This is a genomic window from Dactylosporangium salmoneum, from assembly GCF_039532525.1.
In the GTDB taxonomy this organism is placed as follows: domain Bacteria; phylum Actinomycetota; class Actinomycetes; order Mycobacteriales; family Micromonosporaceae; genus Dactylosporangium; species Dactylosporangium salmoneum.
Genome location: NZ_BAAARV010000013.1, coordinates 21,157 through 39,899, shown reverse-complemented (window position 1 = coordinate 39,899; position 18,743 = coordinate 21,157). Strand labels below are relative to the sequence as shown.

Genomic DNA, 18,743 nt, shown 5'->3' with positions numbered 1-18,743 from the left:
CGCCTGCCCCGCCCGGCCCGCCTGCCCCGCCTGCGCCGCCTGCCCCGCCCGGCCCGCCTGCCCCTGCCGAGCCGCCTGCCCCGCCCGAGCCGCCTGCCCCTGCCGAGCTGTCCGCCCTGCTCGAGCCGGTCGCCGCCGTGCTCCGGGCCGTGCCCCGGGAGCTGCCGGCCGACGTCGCCGGGTTCACCGGCCGGCGCGCCGCCGTCGCCGAGCTCGACCGGCTCCTCGACCGGCCCGGGGGCGGGGTGCGCATCGTCAGCCTCTCCGGCACCCCCGGCGTCGGCAAGACCGCGCTCGCCGTGCACTGGGCGCACCGGGTCGCCGAGCGGTTCCCCGACGGGCAGCTCTTCGCCGACCTGCGCGGCTACGACCCCGGCGCGCCCGTCACCCCCGCCGAGGCGCTCGGCGGGTTCCTGCGCTCCCTCGGCGAGCCCGGCGGCGCGCTGCCGACGGCGGTGCCGGAGCTGGCCGCGCGGTACCGCACCCTGATGGCCGGCCGGCGCACGCTCGTCGTGCTCGACAACGCCGGCAGCGTGGAGCAGGTGCGCGACCTGCTGCCCGGCGCCGCCTCCAGCGTCGTGCTGGTCACCAGCCGCGACGCGCTGCCCGGCCTCGTCGCCCGGCACGGCGCCGTGCGGGTGGAGCTGGACCTGCTCACCAGCGGCGAGGCGACCGCCCTGCTGACCGCGCTCATCGGCCCGCGGGCCGGCGACGGACCGGACGACCTGCGGGCCCTAGCCGCGCGCTGCGCGTACCTGCCCCTCGCCCTGCGGATCGCGGCCGAGCTCGCGGTCAGCCGCCCCGCCGCGACCCTGGCCGAGCTGACCGCGGAGCTGGCCGAGCAGCGCCTCGACGCCCTGGCCGCCGGCGACGACGGCGCGACCGCCGTGCGCACCGTGTTCTCGTGGTCCATCCGTCAGCTGAGCCCGTCCGGCCGCCGCTTGTTCGATCTCCTCGGGCTGTACCCCGGGCAGGACCTCGACGCCGCGGCCGCCGCCGCGCTGTGCGGCACGACCGTGCCCGCCGCCCGTCAGGAGCTGGCCACGCTGCACCGCGCCCACCTGGTCGACGGCGGCCCCGGCGGCCGCTACGGGATGCACGACCTGCTGCGCGCCTACGCCGCCGAGCGGGCCGCCGGGCTGCCCGCGGCCGAGCGCGACGGGGCGTTGGAGGGGCTCAGGGCGTACCACCGGGAAGCCGCGACGAGCGCGGTGCGGCGCAAGTTCGCCGCGACCCCGGCCGCCGCGGAGGCCGGCGCGTGGCTGGACGCGGAGCGGTTCAACCTGCTGGCGCTGGCCGGCGAGCCGACCACCCACGCGATGGCGATGTCGGCGATCCTCGGCCCGTACCTCGACGCCTGCGGCCATTACGCCGACGCCATCGCCCTGCACACCCTGGCCGCCTCGGCCGCCTCGGCTGCCTCGGCTGCTTGGGGTGCTTCAGCTGATCCAGCGGCCTCCGGCCCTTCGGCTGCTTCTGGGGCTTCGGCTGTTTGGGCGGCCTCCGGCCCTTCGGCTGCTTCTGGGGCTTCGGCTGTTTGGGCGGCCTCCGGCCCTTCGGCTGCTTCGGCCGCTTCCGGTGCCCCGGCTGCCTTTGGCGGTTCGGGTGCTTCGGCCGCCTTCGGTGCTTCTGGCGGTTCGGATGTTTCGGCTGCCGGTGACCCCGCCGCGGCCGGCGCCGCCCTGAACCGGCTCGGCGCGGTGCACGCCCGAAGCGGCGACCTGACCGCCGCCGTCGACCGCTACGCCGAGGCCCTCGCCAGCTGCGAGCGCGCCGGCGACCCGGCCGGCGCGGCCACCGCCCTGCACGGCATCGCGGTCGCCCGCTTCCGTACCGGCCGCTACCCCGAGGCGCTCGACGCCGCGGCCGAGGCACTGAGCCGCTACCGGGGCGCCGGCGACGAGCTCGGCGCGGGCGAGGCGCTCAAGAGCATGGCCCTGACCCACCTGCAGCTGGGCGACTACGCGACCGCGATCGAGTACCTCCACCAGGCCCTCGCGCTGCACCGATCGGCCGGCGACCGCACCAACGAGGGCCGCTCCCTGAACAACCTGGGCTTCCTGCACTACCGCCTCGGCCACGACATCGAGGCCCAACGGTACTTCGAGCAGGGCGCCGCCATCGCCCGCGAGCTCGGCAACCGGGCCGGCGAGGCGGTCGCCCTCATCAACCTGTCCCACCTCGACGCCCGCCAGGCCCGGGTCAAGGAGGCACACGCGGGGTACCGCGAGGCGGTCGACCTGTGCGCCGAGATCGGCTACCGGGTCGGCCAGGCCGAGGCCCTGCGGGGCCTGGGGGTCGCCGCCCGCCGCCTCGGCCGGCTCGCCGACGCCTTCGAACACCTCACCGAGGCCCTCACCCTGAGCCGCCGCCTGCGCGACCCGGACATGGAGGCCGGCGCCCTCGACGACCTCGGCTTCACCCTGCGCGCCGCCGGACGGCTGAGCGACGCGCTGCGCCGGCACACCGCCGCGCACACCATCGCCACCGCCTCGGGCGACCCGTTCGCCCAGGCCCGTGCGCTGTCGGGGCTGGCCGAGGTGCTCGCGGCGGCCGGCCAACCGGCCGCGGCGGCCGAGCACCGCGCCCGCGCCGAGGCTCTGTACGGCCGCCTCGGCGTCCCGGAACACGCCCGCGAACTGAGCTGATCGCCAGCCCGCTCCGTGCCTCCGTGCCTCCGTGCCCGCGCCCGTGCCTCCGTGCCCGCGCCCGTGCCTCCGTGCCCGCGCCCGTGCCTCCGCGCGTGCCGTATGGCTCTGCGGCGGCGGGGTCCCGTCCGGGGGCGGGGTGGGTTAAGGTTTGCGCGTGTTCTCGCGCATGACCGCTTGGTGGCCCGCCTCGTAGGCGGCCCCTTCCTCGTCATGCCGACGGCCGCCTCCGGGCGGTCGTCCTGTCCTTCCCGGGGGCCTCGACTCCGGAGGGAAATCCATGCTCGCCACCATCGAATCGTGGCCCGCGCTGCTCGCCCGGCTGCTGGCCGGCCGTGACCTGACCGAGGGCGAGGCGGCCTGGCTCATGGGCGAGGTGATCCGCGGCGATGCCTCGCCGGCGCGGCTGGCCGCGGTGCTGGTCGCGTTGCGGGCCAAGGGGGAGTCCGCGGCCGAGGTCGGCGGGTTCGTCGCCGCGCTGCTTCGGGCGGCCACGCCGGTGCCGGTGCCCGGGCCGACGCTCGACCTGGCGGGCACCGGGGGCGACGGCACCAACGCGGTCAACCTCTCCACCATGGCGGCCATCGTCGCCGCGGCGGCGGGGGCTCGGGTGGTCAAGCACGGCGGGCGGGCGGCTTCGGCGACGAGCGCGGGGTCCGCGGACGTGGTGGAGCATCTCGGCGTACCGCTGGATCTCACCCCGAGCGCCCACGCGGCCGTCGCCGTGGAGGCCGGGATCACGTTCGTGTTCGCCGCGCACGCGCACCCGGGGATGCGCCACGCCTCGCCGGTGCGGCGGGAGCTGGGGGTGCCGACCGTGTTCAACCTGCTCGGGCCGCTCATCAATCCGGCCGGTCCGACGCATCGGCTGGTCGGGGTGGCCGACGGGGGAAAGGTGCCGCTCGTCGCCGAGGTGCTGCGGGGGCGCGGGGCGAGCGGGCTGGTGGTGCGCGGGGACGACGGGCTGGACAAGCTCAGCACGGCCACGACCTCGCAGGTGTGGGAGGTACGCGAGGGGGCGATCGACCGCGCGGTCCTCGACCCGGCCGCGCTCGGCATCCCGGCGCCGGCGTCCGGTGCCCTGCGCGGGGGCGACGCGGCGGCCAACGCGCGGGTGGTGCACGAGGTGCTGGCCGGGCGGCCGGGGGCGGTCCGCGATGCGGTGCTGCTCAACGCCGCCGCCGGTCTGGTCGCCGCCGAACCGGGCGACGGCGGGCCGCTCGGCGAGCGCCTGGAGACCCGGTACGCGCGGTGCGCCGAGGCGATCGACTCCGGCGCCGCCGCGGCCACCCTGACCCGCTGGGTGAAGACCGCCAGGGCCCGGTCCAGCGAGAGAAGGGCAGCCGGGGCAGGGGTCTAGCGAGAGAGGGGCGGGCGGGGCGCGAGCCCCGGCCGCCTGATCTCAGGAAACGGTGTAGGGGATGGTGAGCGTCGACTGGCTGCCGTTCGCGGCCGATGCGTCGACGCGGACCGTGGTCTGCGCGTTGCCGATGGCGTTCCAGACCTCGAGCCGGACGCAGCCGTGGTTCATCGCGGCCAGGGTGCCCGTCGACGACTGCAGGCCGGCCGCCTGGGTGTACGTCTCGGTGCCCACGACCGGGTCGGTGGCGAAGTACCGGTACGTCTCCACCCGCCCGTACGTGCCGCCGCCGGTGAAGTCGTACGACACCCGGGCCTGGATACCCTGCCCGACCGAGGTGCCGGCGTCGACCTGGAACGAGAACGCGGTCTGGCCGCCGTTCACACTGCCGGTGATGCCGCAGGCCTGGTAGGTGACCGGGTTGTGCGGGGTGCCGTCCCAGTTGCCGTTGGCGGCGGTGACGTTCTGCGTCGTCGCGTTGCTACCGGCCACAGTGGACAGTGCCGGGCCGCTGCGAAGGTACAGGAGGTTGGACCCGACCGGCGGCGGGGACGAGGGCGGCGGCGAGGACGGGGGCTGGGACGTCGGCGGCTGGGAGGTGGGCGGTTGGGACGTCGGCGGCGTGCTCGTGCCGTTGCCACCCACCCACGTGTACGCCCCGGTGGTCGCCGTCTTCCCGGCCGGCACGGTCAGCGTGCGGCCGTCCGAGAACGTGACGGTGATCGGCGCGGTGCCGAGGTTGGTCGCCGCGTAGGTGCGGGCGCCGTTCTTGGTGAACACGGTGTAGAGCGGCGTGTTCGCGGTGACGCTTGTGTCCACCTGCCCGAGCGCGGCCAGGTTGCGGATCCAGTGGAAGGTGTGCGCCTTGCTCTCGCCCTCCTCCGGGGTGTACCCCGGGTTGGCGCGGAGGTTGGCGAGGGCCTGGTCGCCGTTGCCCAGGGCGAGGAACGACCACAGCACGTCCTGCCACACGGTCGGCTGCCCGCCGTTGTTGGTCACCATCTCGTTCCAGTTCGTGGTGACGTACGACGGCTGGTAGCCCAGGTAGAACGAGCCCCCGGTGACGGGCAGCATGTTGATGCCCTGGATCATCTCGGGCTCCGCGCTGAACCAGGTCGCGTAGGCGCCCCCGTCGCCCCAGACCATGCCCACTTCGTTGTGCGCGAACGCGGCCGGGAAGTTCTGGTTGGACGAGTCCAGCCAGTACTCCTGGATCGCCTGCGCCTGCGTGGTGTAGAGGTACAGCCCGGCGTCGCGGATCGTGGTGTTGCCGGTGGCGATGCCCCACTGGATCAGGGCGTTGGCGAAGTTCATGCCCTCCGACGAGGACTCCTGGTTGTTGCCGGCGAAGAAGTTGCCGTGCCCGGAGGCCCAGTCGTGCCCGGCGTAGATGTCGAAGTCGCGCAGGAACGGGAACATGGTGTCGTTGCGGTCGGGGTTGTCGGCGTCGCGGATCAGCAGGTTCACCATCCCGCCGTACGCGCCCGGGGCGGCCCACGCCGGGTCGAACTTGGCCAGGGTCGCGGCCGCGGCGACGTAGTAGCCGTAGTGGAAGTGGTGGTCGTTGAGCTCGGCGTCCGAGCCGTAGGAGGCGGGGTAGCCGATGAGCGTGCCCCAGGTCTGGTCGTAGGCGAAGAGCCGGCCCGTCTCGCCGGAGCCCGCCGTGAACCAGTCGGTCAGGCGGGTGCGGATCGCGGCCAGCAGGCTGTCGCGCTGGGCGGTGCGGCCGAGCTGGTCGGCGAGCTCCGCGGCGCGGGCGGCCCGGCCGAGGCCCTTGCCGGTCCAGTAGGTGTCGTTGCCGAAGGCGGCCAGGGGGTCGCCGGTGGCGACCTGGTCCAGGTAGCCGCCGACGGTGGTCAGGTCGGCGCCGGAGGAGTCGGCCACGGCGGGGATCTCGGGCAGTACACCCTGGAACTTCGTGGCCGTCGTGAACGCCGCGGCGCCGGTGAGCACCTTCATGGTCCCGCGCGGGGACACGTAGGTCTGCGCGATCGGGCTAGCCCCGGTGAGGTACTTCCACTGGTGCGGGTACAGCGCGAGCACGGTCCCGGATCCGGTGCCCTCGCGGGCCGTGGTGGTGAACGAGTACGTGGCGTTCACGGTGCTCGTCGCCTGGTTGAAGCTCCAGGAGACGCGGGTGCCGGTGACGTGGTTGTGCGCGTACTGCCCGTAGGTGTTCGCCAGCGCGGTGCGGTCGGCGGCGGGCGTGGACGTGGTGGTCGGCAGCAGCGCCACCGAGTAGTAGTCCTTGCCGGCCAGCGTGGACGTGATGGCTGTGCCGGCGACGGTCCACGTGGCGCCGGTGGGGGCGTAGGCGACGTAGTCGTGGCCGCGAACCGTGAAGCCGACGCGGTTGCCGCTGTTGGTCCAGACCGTCGGCGCCCCGCCGAAGGTCAGCTGGGCGTTGCCGCCGCTGGTGCGGGCGTAGACGAACGGCAGGCCGTGGCCGATGGTGGCGCGCAGGGTGCGGGCGCCGTCGGACCACGAGGGGGTGACGGTCCAGTCGGTCCAGCCGTCCACCAGGGTGTTCGGCGCGTTGAGGCCGGTCACGCCCAGCGTGAACTCCGTGGTGTACGGGTAGTGGTACTCGCCGACGCCGGTGGCCGTGCCGGAGATGGCCGCGTCGGTGGTGTACGAGACGCCGAGGCCGCCGGCGGACGGCTGGAACGACATCGGGTGGGCGTGCAGCGGTGAGGAGAACGCGCAGTCGGTCCGCTTGAACAGCAGCGACGACCACCAGTCGTTGGTCGGCACCGGGCCGGCCGGGGCGTTGGCGGTGACGTACTGGCGCGGGTTGGTGGCGAGGCTGCCGCAGCCGGTCGGACCGGTGGTGCCGGCCGGGCGGGTGGTGGCGTAGCTGCCGGAGCCGATGGTGGCGGCGTCGGCGCTGGGCAGTGTCATGACGGTCAGCACGGCGGCGGCCGCGGCGACGACAAGGGCGGCGGCCGCGGCGGGCCGGCCTCGGGCAAGGCGCATCGGGGACTCCCTTTGCAGTGGCGGGCTTGCGGGGGTCCCTGGGAATGATGGTTGATCGCCGCGATCGATGTCAATGCCAGAGCGTCAGAGAGCGCTTTCTGGTAACGTTGCTGAGCTGTGCGTTCATCATGAGAGCGCTCTCGGCCGGGGAAGTTCCCCCAGGTGCCGGACGGTGGAAGGCCTGGGCCCGGGGGCCGTCACCGGGGCCGCCGTCGCGCCCGGAGGGCGGGCGGCGCGGCCCCGGCTCGGGGCGGTCTCAGCCCGCGGCGGAGCGGAAGACCGGGTACATCCCGCCGGACTGGCCGGCCGCGGTCGGGTGGTAGGAGACGGAGAGGTTGACGTAGTTCAGCGCGTGCAGCCACTTGTCGCCGTAGCTGCACAGCTGGTGCCCGACGAACTGCGAGCGCACGTCGGCGAACGTCGCGCCGGCCGCGGCGGCGGCCGTCTTGATGACGTCGTCGAGGAGGTTGATGCCCTCGTCGATCTTCGCGCGGGAGTTGGCGCTCAGCCCGATGCAGACCGTGCCGAGCTGGTAGAAGACCGGGTAGCCGACGACCACGACGCGGGCCGAGGGGGCGTGGGAGCGGATGCCGTTGTAGACGCCCGCGAGCTTGGCCGGCAGTTCGTTGCGGACCTTCGTCTCGGCGGCGGCGACGGCGGCGATGCAGTCGGACTCGCCGGAGAGCACGCAGGTGGTCATGATGCTGGAGAAGCCGATGTCGTTGCCGCCCACGGTGACGCTCACCAGCGTGGTGCTGGTGGACAGGGCGGACAGCTGGCTGTTCACGACGTCGGCGGTGGTGGCGCCGGAGCAGGCCACCGAGCGGTACGCGGCGGGGTGGACGTTCGTGTTGTACAGGGCGGGGTAGCCGTTGGAGCTGCGCTGACAGGAGCCGCTCTCCGAGGTGTAGCTGTCGGCGCCGACGCCGGAGGCGTAGGAGTCGCCGAGCGCGACGTACCGGTCGGAGGCCGCGGCCGCGGCGGGGGAGGAGGCGAGGAGCGTGGCGCCGATGGCGGCGGCCACGCCCAGGGCGAGGGTGACGAGACGGGTTCTCCGCACGTTGCACTCCAGTGGTGCAGGGGGGCATGTGCGGAGATTGATATCAAACGATGGTTAAGGAGTAAACCCTTTCCGCTGAACGGACGGGTGACGCCGGATCAGCGCCCGACGTACGCCGCCAGGTGCTCGCCGGTGAGGGTCGGGCGGCCCGCCACGAGATCGGCCGGCGTGCCCTCGAAGACGACCCGCCCGCCGTCGTGGCCGGCGCCGGGGCCGAGGTCGATGATCCAGTCGGCGTGCGCCATGACGGCCTGGTGGTGCTCGATGACGATGACCGACTTGCCGCCGTCGACGAGCCGGTCGAGCAGGCCGAGCAGCTGCTCGACGTCGGCCAGGTGCAGCCCGGCGGTCGGCTCGTCGAGCACGTAGATGCCGCCCTTGTCGGCCATGTGCACGGCGAGCTTGAGCCGCTGCCGCTCGCCGCCGGACAGCGTGGTCAGCGGCTGGCCCAGGCTCAGGTAGCCCAGCCCGACGTCGGCCAGCCGGTCCAGGATGGCCGCGGCGGCCGGGGTGCGGGCCTCGCCCTCGGTGAAGAACCCGGCGGCCTCGGTGACCGGCATGGCGAGGACCTCGCTGATGTCCCGCCCGCCGAGGCGGTACTCCAGCACCGAGGCGTCGAAGCGGCGCCCCTCGCAGTCCTCGCACACGGTGGCCACCCCGGCCATCATGCCCAGGTCGGTGTAGATGACTCCGGCGCCGTTGCAGGTCGGGCAGGCGCCCTCCGAGTTGGCGCTGAACAGCGCCGGCTTGACGCCGTTGGCCTTGGCGAACGCCTTGCGGATCGGCTCCAGCAGGCCGGTGTACGTGGCCGGGTTGCTGCGCCGGGAGCCGCGGATCTGGCTCTGGTCGACCGCCACCACGCCGTCGTGGCCGGCCACCGAGCCGTGGATGAGCGAGCTCTTGCCCGAGCCGGCCACGCCGGTCACCGCGACCAGCACGCCGAGCGGGATGTCGACGTCGACGTCGCGCAGGTTGTGCGTCGCCGCGCCGCGCACCTCGAGCCGGCCGGTGGGCTTGCGCACGCCCGTCTTCAGGGCGGCCCGGTCGTCGAGGTGCCGGCCGGTGATCGTGTCGCTGGAGCGCAGCCCGTCGAAGGTGCCCTCGAAGCACACCGTGCCGCCGGCCGTGCCCGCGCCCGGGCCGAGGTCGATGACGTGGTCGCCGATCGCGATGGTCTCCGGCTTGTGCTCCACCACGAGCACCGTGTTGCCCTTGTCCCGCAGCCGCAGCAGGAGGCCGTTCATCCGCTGGATGTCGTGCGGGTGCAGGCCGGTGGTGGGCTCGTCGAAGACGTACGTCACGTCGGTGAGCGACGAGCCGAGGTGCCGGATCATCTTGACCCGCTGGGCCTCGCCGCCGGACAGGGTGCCCGACGGCCGGTCGAGGGCGAGGTATCCCAGCCCGATCTCGTCGAAGGACTCCAGCGTGTGGGCGAGCGCGTCCAGCAGCGGCCCCACCGACGGCTCGTTCAGCCCGCGGACCCAGGCCGCCAGGTCGCTGATCTGCATCGCGCACGCGTCGGCGATGCTGATCCCCTTGATCTTGCAGGAGCGGGCCGCCTCGGCCAGCCGGCTGCCCTCGCAGTCGGGGCAGACGGTGAAGGTGACCGCCCGGTCGACGAACGCCCGGATGTGCGGCTGCAGCGCGTCGCGGTCCTTCGACAGGAACGACTTCTGGATCTTGGGTACGAGCCCCTCGTAGGTGAGGTTGACGTTCTCGATCTTCACCTTGATCGGCTCGCGGTACAGGAAATCCTGCATTTCCTTCTTGGTGTACTTGCGGATCGGCTTGTCCGGGTCGAGGAACCCGGACTTGGTGAAGATCCCCACCGTCCACCAGCTGTCGACCTTGTAGCCGGGAATGGTGATGGCGCCCTCGTTGAGGGACTTGGAGTCGTCGAAGAGCTGCGTGAGGTCGATGTCGTTGACCTTGCCCAGCCCCTCGCAGCGCGGGCACATGCCGCCGAGGCGGTTGAAGCTCTTGCGGACCGTGGTCTTGTTGCCGCGCTCGATCGTCATCGCGCCGGCGGCCGAGACCGACGGCACGTTGAACGAGAACGCGTTCGGCCCGCCGATGTGCGGCTTGCCCAGCCGGCTGAAGAGGATGCGCAGCATGGCGTTGGCGTCGGTGGCGGTGCCGACGGTGGAGCGGGTGTCGGCCCCCATCCGGGCCTGGTCCACGATGATCGCGGTGGTCAGCCCGTCGAGCACGTCGACCTCGGGCCGGGCCAGCGTCGGCATGAAGCCCTGCACGAAGGCGCTGTACGTCTCGTTGATCATCCGCTGCGACTCGGCCGCGATGGTGCTGAACACCAGGGAGCTCTTGCCGGAGCCGGAGACGCCGGTGAAGACCGTCAGACGCCGCTTGGGGATCTCGACGCTGACGTCCTTGAGGTTGTTCTCGCGGGCGCCGTGCACGCGGATCAGGTCGTGGCTGTCGGCGGCGTGCCTCATCTTCGTCCTCCAGTGAATGCCTCGCTCCCGCGCCACACTATCGGCGCGGGAGCGGGCGGCGGTCGCTACTTGTCCTGCAGGAGACCGAGCACATTGCCGTCGCCGTCGGTCACGGTGGCGACCCGGCGGCCGTGGCCGACCTCCTTCGGGGCCTCCTTGACCGCGCCGCCGGCCTCGGTGACCTGGGCGATCTTGCCCTCGATGTCGGTGACGTGCCAGTAGGCGACCGGCCCGCCCTGGCCGCCGGGCACGAGGCCGATGTGCTGGCCGGCGACGTCGTAGCCGACGTAGTACTCGCTGTCGGCCGTCGGCTCGACGCCGAGCAGGGCGGTGTACACGGCCTTGGCCTTGGTCAGGTCGGAGACGGGGTGCAGGATGGTCTTGGCGCCCAGGACGTCGGACATAACTACTCCTCATGTTGGTGTCACGCTCGGTGACGTCCACGCTAGTTGCGCCCGGGCGGGCGCGCTTCTCGAATCCTGCGCGGAGTACGCTGAGTCCCCGATGACCACCGTTCAGCGCGGCTGGCCGGGCCTCGTGCGCCGGCTCATCGACCGCACCGAGCTGCAGTTGCTCGACGTGCTCGACGGGCTGCCGCCGGCCTGGCTGGACGAGCCGGTCGAGCCCGGCACCAACACCATCGGGTGGCTGCTGTGGCACCTCACGCGCAGTCACGACCGCAACGTGAGCGAGCTGCACGGGCGCCCGCAGCTGTGGGTGGATGCCGGCTGGCACGCGAAGTGGGGGATGGCCGCCGACCCGGACGAGACCGGCTACCGGCACGGCCCTTCGCAGCTGGCCGCGTTCCGCTCGCCCGGCATCGACGCCGTCGCCGGCTATCACCACGCGGTCGTCGCGATGATCCGGGGGTACCTCGACCAGAGCCCCGCCGACGACCTCTCCCGGCCGGCGTTCAGCCCGACCCTCGCCGACACGGTCACCGTCGAGGAACGCCTGGTGGGGGTCATCATGGAGGGCCTGCAGCACGTGGGCCAGGCGGCGCTGCTGAAGGGCATGTTGGAGCGGCGCCCCGCTTAGCCCAGCTCAGTCGCGGCGGGGGGCGACCGGGGCGCTCAGGCCGACCGTGAACAGGCGCTGGTCGACCTCGTTCAGGGCCAGGCGCAGGGCGCCCAGGGCGACGCTGTCGGCGCCCAGCGTCGAGGCGCGCACGTCCGGCACGCGCAGGCAGAGCTTCTGCAGCTCGCGGCGCAGCGGGTCCAGGACCAGGTCGGCGGAGCGGGAGAAGCCGCCGCCGAAGACCACCATCTGCGGGTCCAGGGCGAGGACCAGCGCGGCGGTCCCGACGGCCAGGTCCTTGACGTAGCGCAGGACCGCCGTGCGGGCGTCGCGGTTGCCGTCGCGGGCGGCGTTGAAGACCCAGGCGGCGGCGTCGTCCGGGTTGACCGTAGCGGGGACGCCGGGGCAGTGCTCCAGGTGCGACGGGGCGGCCAGCCAGCGCACGGCCTTCAGGGCGCCGATCTCGCCCGCCGCGCCGCCGTAGCCGCGCCGCAGGATGCCGTCGATGATGAGGCCGGCGCCGGTGCGCATGCCGGCCAGCAGGAAGACGATGTCGTTGGCGTCGCGGGCCGTGCCCTGCCAGCGCTCGGCCAGGGCGGCCAGCTTGCAGTCGTTCTCGACCACGACGGGACAGGTGAAGCGGTCGCTCAGGTGGGCGGCCACGTCGACGGTCTGCCAGCCGGGCAGCGGAGTGAACAGCGTGGTCTTGCCGGAGGCGTCGACCGGGCCGGTGACGCCGACCGTGACCGCCCAGATGTCCTCGGCGGTCTTGCCGGATGCCCGCAGGCAGCTGGCCAGGACCTGGTCCAGGGCGGCCAGGCGCTCGGCGGGATCGGCGTCGGGAGCCACGGCGCGGCGGGCCGTGTGCTCGACGTTGCCGTCGAGGTCGGCGAGCAGCGCGAGGATCTTGTGGCCGCCGACGTCGACGCCGATGACGTAGCCGGCCGTGGCGCGGAAGCGGTAGCGCCTGGCCGGGCGGCCCACGACGCTGCTGGCGCCGGGCTCGACGATCGTGGCCCAGCCGCCGGTGACCAGGCCCTGGGCGATGACGTCGACCGCGGGGCGGGACAGGCCGGTGAGCTTGGCGAGCTCGGTGACGGTGGCCGGGGGCTGGTCCCGCAGCGCCCGGACCACCGTCAGCGAGTTGAGCTCGCGCAGCCGCGACAGGTCGGTTCCGGTGATGACCCGATCCGTCACGGTCCCGCCCTCATACGTCGGCCAATATTGCTACGGAGTTTACAAAATACTACTGGAACGTGATGCTGTCGATGGTGATCGTGCTCGCGCCCCCGTACCAGAAGCCCAGGGCGAGCTGGGACGGGCTGGCCCGGTTGATGCCGTTGGCCACCATCGGGATTTTGATGTCCTGGTAGGCGGTGGTGATGGCCGGGTGGCCGCCGCCGTCCAGGGTGTAGTCGCCGAAGACCTTCGTCGCGCCGCCGAGCGAGAGGCTGAAGTGGGCCTGCTCGCCGCCGGAGGCGCCCTTGACCCGGACGACCAGGTAGGTATAGGCGGAGACGTCCTGGCCGACGTCGCTGCCGAACCAGCCGCAGTTGTTGTACTGCAGCGCGAGCGCCCCGCCGGAGACGACGCCGTTGCCGCCGCCGTTGAGGAAGCAGTTGCCGCCGGTCCACTTGTGCAGGTCGTTCTGGGCCGCCGACGGGTAGGCCGGCGTGCCGTCGAAGTCGTCGAGCACGAGGCCGACCGGCGGCGGGGTCGCCGTGGAGGCGGTCAGCGGGGCCGAGGCGGGCGAGAGGTTCCCCGCCGCGTCGCGGGCCTTGACCGTGTACGTGTACGCGGTGCCGGCGCTCAGGCCGGTGTCCGTGTACGTCGTGCCGGTCGGGGTGCCGACCTGGGTGCCGCCCCGGTAGACCAGGTAGCCCGTGACGCCGACGTTGTCCGTGGACGCGTTCCAGGACAGCGAGATCGACGTCGTCGTGGCGCCCGTCGCCGCGAGGCCCGCCGGGGCCGACGGGGGCGTGCAGTCGGTGCAGCCGACGCCGACGGTGACGGCGTTGCTCGGCGGCGACTCGTTGCCCGCCGCGTCGCGGGCGGTCACGGTGTACGTGAGCGAGCCCGCCGGCACGCCCGTGTCCGTGTACGTCGTGCCGGTGACCGTCGCCACCGCCGTACCGTCGCGGAACACCCGGTAGCCGGTGACGCCGACGTTGTCCGTCGCGCCGGACCACGACAGCGTGGCCGTGGTGCCGGTGCCGCCGGTGGCGGTCAGCGTCGGGGCCGTCGGCGCCACGCAGTCCGCCGTGCAGGAGCCGACCGTGACGCCGCTTGCCAGCACGTTGTAGCCCTTGGCCGCGTCCCAGGTGCCGGTGTCGGCCAGCCGGACGGAGTAGGCCGGGTTGCCGCGCAGGCCGGTCGCCTGGTCGGGCAGCCACAGGGCGAGCTTGTACTGGCCGCTCACCATCGACGGGAGGGTGACGGTCTGCGCCGGGATCGTCACCGCGCCCGGCTTCCAGGTGCGCGGGTCGACGCCGGGCAGCTGCACGTCGTACCGGTGCGTGCCGTCGTCGAACACGAGGTACACCGGCCGGGGCTTGATGAGGCCGGCGTAGCCGTCGTTGTTCAGGTGGGCCGAGAAGGTGAAGGACGCGCCGGCGGTGGCCGGCGTGCTGTAGGTGGCGTCGACCAGGCGGAGCCGGTAGCCGAGCTTGCGCTTGATCCGGGTGAACAGGGTCTCGGCGGGGTCGTTGCCCGACGCGGCCATGTTCGCGCTCTTCCACAGGTCGGTGTTGACCGCCGCGTAGTCCTCGTTGATCTCGGTCCAGTGCTGGTGGGACAGCTCGTACTGGGCGTTGACCCCGGCGGCGTCGTTGCCACCGGAGGCGTTGCAGGTCTCCCCGCCGACGATCTTGTTGCCGGCGGTCGAGGTGGCCATGTCGTACACCCACTGCTTCTTGGCGGCGACGTCGAACCAGCCGAGCCAGGAGTTCTGGTCGTAGGTGCCCATGTCGGCCGAGTCGGCCAGGAAGCAGTCGTCGTGGAAGCCGAGGCGGTCGAACTCCGCTGTGGTGAGCAGGCAGTTGTTCGGCAGCGTGCACCCCGCCGGCGGCGCGGTGCGCTGCGCGAACTCGTAGTTGAAGATGGGGTAGCGGATGGCGACCGGGATGGTCGCCGGGGTGCTGGACAGCAGCTTCTTCACGAGCTGGTACCGCACGGGCGCCTGACTCTCCTCGGAGGCGGCCGTGTAGGGGCTCTCGTGCCACTCGCCCCAGGCCCCGAAGAACCCGGCCTCGAGGTGCATGATGACGTCGGCGTTGGCGGCCAGCACCGGTGCGAGCTGGTCGATGTGCCGCTCCATCTGCGGCTCGGTGACCGCGGAGTAGCCGTCCCAGACGTAGGCGACCCGCAGGACGATCTTCAGCCCCTGGGCCCGGATCGCGGCCAGCCCGCCGTTCAGGTTGGTCAGCAGCGCCGGCGGCAGGTCCGTCGTCTGGTACTTGTCGAGGTGGACGTAGGAGTGGATGAGCGTGTCGCCGTCCGCCCTCGCCCGGGAGAACGTCCGGTCGAGCATGTCCGGGTTGAAGCCCGGGATGGTGTTGCTGGCGTAGTCGTTGACGGACGGGTCGTTGATGATCTCGTACCGGTTGTGGAAGCCCCGCTCCGGGTTGGTGAAGACGGTGGCGTAGTCGCCGGTGAAGGCGACGGTGGCGGTGGTGGCGGCCGCGGCCGGAAGGGCCGGGGCGAGCAGGGGGAGGGCCAGGACGGCCGCCGCCACGGCGGCCGCCCGGACCCGAAGGGTGCGCTGCATCAGTTGGCGAAGGAGAAGCTGTCGATGGTGATGGTGCTGTTGCCGCCGTACCAGAAGCCCATCGCGAGCTGCGCGGGGCTGGTGCGGCTGATGCCGTTGGCGGTCATCGGGATCTTGATGTCCTGGTAGGCGGTGGTGATGGCCGGGTGGCCGCCGCCGTCCAGGGTGTAGTCGCCGAAGACCTTGGTGACGCCGCCGAGGCTCAGGTTGAACTGCGTCTGCTCCCCGCCGGCCGCGCCCTTGACGCGCACGACGAGGTACTTGTACGCCGACACGTCCTGGTTGACGTCGCTGCCGAACCAGCCGCAGTTGTTGTACTGCAGGGCGAGCGCCCCGCCGGAGACGACGCCGTTGCCGCCGCCGTTGAGGAAGCAGTTGCCGCCGGTCCACTTGTGCAGGTCGTTCTGGGCCGCGGACGGGTAGGCCGGGTTCCCGTCGAAGTCGTCGAGGACCAGGCCGGGCGGCGGCGGGGGCGTGCTGGACGTGCTGGCGGTCAGGGGCGAGGACGCCGGGGAGAGGTTGCCCGCCGCGTCATGGGCCTTCACGGTGTACGTGTACGAGCCCGCCGACAGCCCGGTGTCCGTGAAGGACGTGCCGGTGGGGGTGCCCACCTGCGTGCCGTTGCGGAACACGTTGTAGCCGGTCACGCCCACGTCGTCGGTGGCGGCGTTCCACGACAGCGAGATCGTCGACGTCGTCGAACCGGTCGTCGCGAGGCCGGTCGGCGCCGTCGGCGGCGTGGTGTCGGTGCCGCCGCCGGTCCCGACCCCGATGGAGCCGAGCCCGAGCCAGCCGTCGGCGTTCTGCGTGGCGTTGCCGAAGCGCAGCTGCTTCGCGGCCGGGCTGAGCGCCTCGAGGGGGTTCTTGACCTTCATGACGAGCTGGTAGGAGCCCGACGCCACGCCGGTGAGGCTCACGCTGGACTGGAAGTACTGCGGGTACCCGTAGTCCCGGTACGTCGGGTCGGCCCCGACGTTCCAGTCCGGGAACGCGCGGATCTTCAGCGGCATGACGGTGCGCAGGTCCCAGGGGGTGTCCCAGGTCTTCACCACGGTGCCGGCCGAGTTCTTCAGCCCGAGCGAGACCGTCCACGGGTAGTAGAACGGGGCGACGCCGTTGTTGGCGATGGTCACGCCGACGGTGGCGCTGCTGCCGGTGACGGAGTTCTGGTAGTACGCGTGGGTGGCGCTGAGGTCGTAGCCCATGAGCCGCACGGCCGCGGCCACGTTCGGGTCGGTCGACGAGTAGCTCTGGCTGGTCTGGTTGATCTTCCAGGTGGTGTGCTCGAGCTCGATGCAGGCCTTCATGTTGTCGACCTGGCCGGAGCCGCCGGGCCACGAGGTGAACGCGGAGCTCTGGATCTCCGGCCGCACCTCGCCGCCCATCGAGTCGGTGACCCACTTGTTCTCCACGCCCATGTTCAGGGCGCGCTGCAGCTGGGCGTAGCTCGCGCCGCCCATGGACTGCGGCAGGGTGACGCCGGCCAGCGGCGAGCCCTCCTTGTAGCAGAACGAGTCGTCGTGGTAGCCGATGTCGCGGGCGTTGGCGGCGCCGCCGGCCGAGTCCGGGTAGCGGATCTCGAGCTTGGTGGTGTTGAACGCGGCGTCGAAGGCGGCCACGATCTGCGCCGCGTGGGCGTCGGTGGGCATGAGGTTCGGGTAGCCGTCGGCCGTGTCCGTGTCGAACGGCCAGGTGTGCCACTCGCCCCACAGCCCGACGAGGCCGAGGTTGATGAAGCCGATGCGCGGGTCGCCGTCGTAGCGGGCGCCGAAGGCGGCGATGAAGTTCTGCAGGGCGGTGAGCAGGTAGGGGCTGTCGTAGTCGGGCGAGACGGTGCCCCAGTAGGTGTTGTTGCGGTAGGTGACGTGGCCGTCGAAGCAGTGCGGGATGGCGTTGCCCGGGTGGCTGCCGGTGCCGCCCGGGTACTCCATGTAGAACCGGATGGCGGCCTGGTTGCCGTACGAGGCGATCTCGTTGAGCGCACTGTCCACGATGGACCAGTTGTAGGAGTTGCAGTCCGTCGCGCTGGTCATGACCTCGGACAGGCCGAAGTAGCTCCACGCCAGCGAACGCGGGTAGCCGGAGTTCTGGTTGTCGCCCGGGAAGTAGAAGCGGGCGAAGCCCTTGAGCGGGTTGTCCAGCGGGCTCGGGGCGGCGGCCAGCGGGTGGTCGGTCAGGGACGGGCTCGGCGTCCCCGGCGCGGCCGGGCGGGCGGGCGGCCCGGCCGGCACCGGCGCGAAGGCGGCGGCGTTGTGCGGTGCGAACACGAGCACGGCACTGGCGGCGGCCGTGCAGAGCGCGACGGCGCGGGCTAGGCGCCGTCGCAGGGGTGTGCGCATGGATGAACCTCCGGGTTCAAGGGGTGGCGGAGTCTCCCCGATCGCGGAATCGATACGAGGAGGTGTTGACAAACTTTCCATGAGCTTCATCATTATTAGCGGCCGCCCACCCCTCGCCGCAAGACACAAAACTCGAAGATCTTCGATCGATGAAACGAGGTCGGATCGTGACGATGCGTAACGCCGTTGCGGTGTCCGCCATGTCGGTGCCGGATCCGCCCGACGGGGCGGACGCGCCGCCGCGCCGCCGTGCCCGGGACGACCGGCGGGTCGCCTGGCTGTTCCTGGCGCCGGTGCTCATCGGATTCGCGGTGTTCTACCTGTACCCGACCGTCCGCGGGGTCTGGTACTCGTTCACCGACTACAGCCTGCTCAACACCCCGAAGTTCGTCGGCGCCGACAACTACTCGCACCTGTTCGGCGACGAGCAGTTCTTCAACGCGCTGAAGGTGACCGCCTACTACGTGGTCATCAACATCGGCTCGCAGACGCTGCTCGCGCTCGTGCTGGCCGCGCTCATGCACCGGCTGACCCGCAGCGTCGTCGTGCGGGCCACGATGCTGCTGCCCTGGCTGGTGCCGAACGTGACCGTCGCGCTGGTGTGGCGGTGGCTGCTCGACGCCGACCTCGGCTTCGTCAACCACCTGCTGATGGGCCTGGGGTTCTCGAAGACGGCGTTCCTGAACTCCCCGACCTGGGCGCTGCCGTCGGTCGGGCTCATGAACACGTGGGCGTACACCGGATACACCGCCCTGCTGCTCTACGCGGGCATGCTGCAGATCCCGGGGCACCTCTACGAGAGCGCGGCGCTGGACGGCGCGGGGGAGTGGCGGATGTTCCGGCGGATCACGCTGCCGCTGCTGCGCCCGATCCTGGCCCTGGTGCTCGTGGTGTCGCTGATCGGCTCGTTCCAGATCTTCGACACCGTGGCCGTCACGACCAAGGGCGACCCGGCCGGCGCGACCCGGGTCATCTACTTCTACATCTACGAGCAGGCGTTCCGGTACTTCCACATGGGCTACGCCTCGGCGGCCGCGATGGTGCTCGTGGTCATCCTCGGCGCGCTGACCGCCGTGCAGATGTGGCTGCTTCGCGCCTCCCGATCCGACCTGACCTGAGAGGGC

Annotated in this window: 11 protein-coding genes; 4 read left to right on the top strand and 7 right to left on the bottom strand. The window is 72.3% G+C overall.

Going from position 1 to position 18,743, the window contains the following annotated elements; all coding sequences use genetic code 11:
* Together ABD352_RS06925 and trpD are read left to right on the top strand one after the other, a co-directional pair.
* Window positions 1-2,648 (top strand): ATP-binding protein (locus ABD352_RS06925; RefSeq protein ID WP_344611377.1); only part of this gene is annotated, 2,648 nt, incomplete at its 5' end.
* Window positions 2,649-2,928: 280 nt separating this feature from the next.
* Window positions 2,929-4,008: an anthranilate phosphoribosyltransferase gene (gene trpD, locus ABD352_RS06920; RefSeq protein WP_344611376.1), complete on the top strand. Its 1,080-nt coding sequence runs from the start codon at window positions 2,929-2,931 to the stop codon at window positions 4,006-4,008.
* Window positions 4,009-4,050: 42 nt separating this feature from the next.
* On the opposite strand, the gene ABD352_RS06915 is transcribed toward trpD, so the two are convergent.
* The 4 genes from ABD352_RS06915 to ABD352_RS06900 form a co-directional block, all read right to left on the bottom strand.
* Window positions 4,051-6,984 carry a glycosyl hydrolase gene (locus tag ABD352_RS06915; RefSeq protein WP_344611375.1) on the bottom strand — a complete coding sequence of 978 codons (2,934 nt, stop codon included), beginning with the start codon at window positions 6,982-6,984 and terminating at the stop codon, window positions 4,051-4,053.
* 256 nt (window positions 6,985-7,240) lie between these two features.
* A complete protein-coding gene (locus ABD352_RS06910; protein ID WP_344611374.1) occupies window positions 7,241-8,044 on the bottom strand; it encodes an SGNH/GDSL hydrolase family protein in 804 nt (267 codons plus the stop codon).
* Between the two features lie 98 nt (window positions 8,045-8,142).
* Entirely contained in the window at window positions 8,143-10,497 is a 2,355-nt protein-coding gene (locus tag ABD352_RS06905) for an ATP-binding cassette domain-containing protein (RefSeq protein WP_344611373.1), read from the bottom strand.
* Between the two features lie 65 nt (window positions 10,498-10,562).
* The gene (locus ABD352_RS06900) at window positions 10,563-10,901 is read right to left on the bottom strand and encodes a VOC family protein (protein ID WP_344611372.1); all 339 of its coding nucleotides are present in this window, start codon (window positions 10,899-10,901) and stop codon (window positions 10,563-10,565) included.
* Between the two features lie 100 nt (window positions 10,902-11,001).
* Here ABD352_RS06900 and ABD352_RS06895 point away from each other — a divergent pair, with 100 nt between their 5' ends.
* Window positions 11,002-11,535 carry a DinB family protein gene (locus tag ABD352_RS06895; RefSeq protein WP_344611371.1) on the top strand — a complete coding sequence of 178 codons (534 nt, stop codon included), beginning with the start codon at window positions 11,002-11,004 and terminating at the stop codon, window positions 11,533-11,535.
* Between the two features lie 6 nt (window positions 11,536-11,541).
* Here ABD352_RS06895 and ABD352_RS06890 read toward each other — a convergent pair whose 3' ends face one another.
* From ABD352_RS06890 to ABD352_RS06880, 3 genes are read right to left on the bottom strand one after another with little or no spacing between them, the layout of a single operon-like run.
* Window positions 11,542-12,711, bottom strand: coding sequence for an ROK family transcriptional regulator (locus ABD352_RS06890; protein WP_344611370.1), 1,170 nt, complete (start codon window positions 12,709-12,711; stop codon window positions 11,542-11,544).
* A 49-nt stretch (window positions 12,712-12,760) separates the two neighbouring features.
* Window positions 12,761-15,280, bottom strand: coding sequence for a DUF4832 domain-containing protein (locus ABD352_RS06885; protein WP_344611369.1), 2,520 nt, complete (start codon window positions 15,278-15,280; stop codon window positions 12,761-12,763).
* Window positions 15,280-17,619: a DUF4832 domain-containing protein gene (locus ABD352_RS06880; RefSeq protein ID WP_344611368.1), complete on the bottom strand. Its 2,340-nt coding sequence runs from the start codon at window positions 17,617-17,619 to the stop codon at window positions 15,280-15,282. Before ABD352_RS06880 ends, ABD352_RS06885 begins: the two co-directional genes overlap by 1 nt.
* Window positions 17,620-17,792: 173 nt before the next feature.
* Here ABD352_RS06880 and ABD352_RS06875 point away from each other — a divergent pair, with 173 nt between their 5' ends.
* Window positions 17,793-18,737 carry a carbohydrate ABC transporter permease gene (locus ABD352_RS06875; protein WP_344611378.1) on the top strand — a complete coding sequence of 315 codons (945 nt, stop codon included), beginning with the start codon at window positions 17,793-17,795 and terminating at the stop codon, window positions 18,735-18,737.
* Window positions 18,738-18,743 lie beyond the last annotated feature (6 nt).